The organism is Micromonospora sp. NPDC003776 (assembly GCF_053605645.1).
Window position 1 is genome coordinate 1 of the sequence record NZ_JBSGJR010000873.1, and the last position, 1,867, is coordinate 1,867.

A 1,867-nucleotide genomic window follows, 5' to 3' on the forward strand; every position below is an offset into this window, starting at 1 on the left:
CATCGTGGCCACCCCGCTCAGCGGCGCCGGTCCGCGCTCACCCGGTCGGCCAGGCCCGGCACGGTGACGTCGCCGTCGACAACCCGGACCACCAGCCAGCCCACCAGCCCGGCCAGCGTGGCGGCCGCCGCGGCGCCGGCCCCGCCGAGCGCCCAGACCGCGACCAGGAGGAACCCGGCCAGGAACCCGAACTGCTGCCGCGTCATGCGCACCTCCGCTCCCGACGGCCCACCGGACGGGCGAGGCGTACCCGTTCCCGCACCCCTCACTCCTGCCCGCCGGCAGCCTCCCCCGGCGCGCGCGGCATCCCCTTTCCCACCGCCCATCCCTCCCGCCCGGCGACCGGCCCCTGGATCTTGGTCAGTTGCCGTTCCGGGCGAACCGCAACGGTCCAAGATCGGAGAGCGGGCACGCGGTCGGGGGCGGGGAGGCGGTCATCGGCGAGCGATCCACTCGTCGCGGGTCAGCGCGTACTCCACCTCGCCGTGCTCGGAGCCGGCGATCGCCTCGGGCCAGTCCTGGTGGAAGGTCCGCACGTACGCCAGGCCCGCCTTCTCCATCACCCGGCGGGACCCGGCGTTGACCGCCATCGTGGTGGCCATGACCCGTTCGACGCCGAGCTCGGTGAAGCCCTTGTGGACCAGGGCGCGCGCGCCCTCGGTGGCGTACCCGGCGCCCCAGGCCGACCGGCGCAGCCGGTAGCCCAGTTCCACCTCGCGGGGGTCGCCCTCCCGCAGCGGCCGGAACTCGAACCAGCCGAGGAAGGCGGCGTCGGTCCGCCGCTGCGCCGCCCACCAGCCCAGCCCGGGTGGCGTCCGGTACGCGGCCAGCAGCCGCGGCAGCACCCGATCGTGGATCTCGGCCGCCGGGGTGGGCCGCCCGCCGGTGAGGTGGCGCATCACCTCCGGGTCGGCGTCCAGGCCGACCAGGAGCGGGGCGTCGTCGGGGGTGAACTCGCGGAGCACCAACCGGTCGGTGGCCAGGAACGTCGACACGTCCGACATCCCACCCCAGGCCGGCGGGGCCGGCAACGGGTTTGCCCCGCACCGGTGCGGCGACGGTCCGGGCCGACGCCCTACACTCGGGCCGGTCTGGCGACCGACGGATGGATCTGGCGACGATGACGAGCACCGGCAGCGTGGCGGCCTCCTGGCTGCGTCCGATCGCGGCCGGTGGCACGCCGCCGTTCACCCGCGCCGGGCACGTCGTCCACCCGTCCCGCCGGCTCAGCGAACTGGTCCAGGGCCGCCCACCTGGCGTCACCGGCAACCAGTGGAGCACCGCCATCCGGGAGTGCTTCGACCAGGTGGTGTGCGTGGCCGGTTCGGGCCGGCCGGTCTTCGCCGTGGAGTTCGCCCCGCCGGCCGCGCCGGGTTCCCCGGCCCGCCGCGCCGAGCGGATGACGAGCGCGGTCTGCGCCGCGGTCGGCCTGCCGGTGCTGCGGGTGGAGTCGCCCACGCTGGACGGCGCCGGCCACGCCCGCCGGCTCGTCGAGTACGTCGTCGACGCCCGCGCCTACGCCGCCGGCACCGGGCCGGAGAGCGGGTACGCCGTCGGCTTCCGGGACATCGTCGGCCGGCTGCCCGACGGCCGGCGTGGACCGGTGAACGACCTCGGGGCGCTGACCCGGGCCGCCGCCGTCGAGGCGTACGTCGAGCGGCGCCTCGCCGACCCGATCGTGCGCGGGCTGCACGTCAGCTGGACCGACGGCCCGGCCGAGGGGTGGAGCTGGGTGGAGGTGCGCCCCGGCCGGTGCCTGGTCGAGCGGGTCCAGCTCTTCGTGCCGCGGCTCACCCTCGGGGTGGCGCCGGGCCGGCTCGCCGAGGACCTGGCCACGGTGGCCGTGGGGGAGCGGCTGCGCGACGGC

Annotated in this window: 3 protein-coding genes; 1 reads left to right on the forward strand and 2 read right to left on the reverse strand. The window is 76.9% G+C overall.

Annotated elements, in window-relative coordinates:
• Window positions 1–17: 17 nt before the first annotated feature.
• Together ACWEVO_RS35945 and ACWEVO_RS35950 are read right to left on the reverse strand one after the other, a co-directional pair.
• Complete coding sequence (locus ACWEVO_RS35945; RefSeq protein WP_452311854.1) at window positions 18–206, reverse strand: hypothetical protein; 189 nt, start codon at window positions 204–206, stop codon at window positions 18–20.
• A gap of 228 nt (window positions 207–434) precedes the next feature.
• On the reverse strand, window positions 435–1,004 hold the full coding sequence (locus ACWEVO_RS35950) for a GNAT family N-acetyltransferase (RefSeq protein ID WP_452311855.1): 570 nt from the start codon (window positions 1,002–1,004) through the stop codon (window positions 435–437).
• A 116-nt stretch (window positions 1,005–1,120) separates the two neighbouring features.
• Between ACWEVO_RS35950 and ACWEVO_RS35955 the strand changes: the two genes are divergently transcribed.
• Window positions 1,121–1,867, forward strand: a 747-nt coding sequence (locus ACWEVO_RS35955) for a hypothetical protein (RefSeq protein ID WP_452311856.1), incomplete at its 3' end; no start/stop codon positions are given.

Bases quoted from the DNA above. Each gene is read 5' to 3' on its own strand.
- ACWEVO_RS35950 (WP_452311855.1), bottom strand. From the start codon at position 1,004: ATGTCGGACGTGTCGACGTTCCTGGCCACCGACCGGTTGGTGCTCCGC.
- ACWEVO_RS35945 (WP_452311854.1), bottom strand. From the start codon at position 206: ATGACGCGGCAGCAGTTCGGGTTCCTGGCCGGGTTCCTCCTGGTCGCG.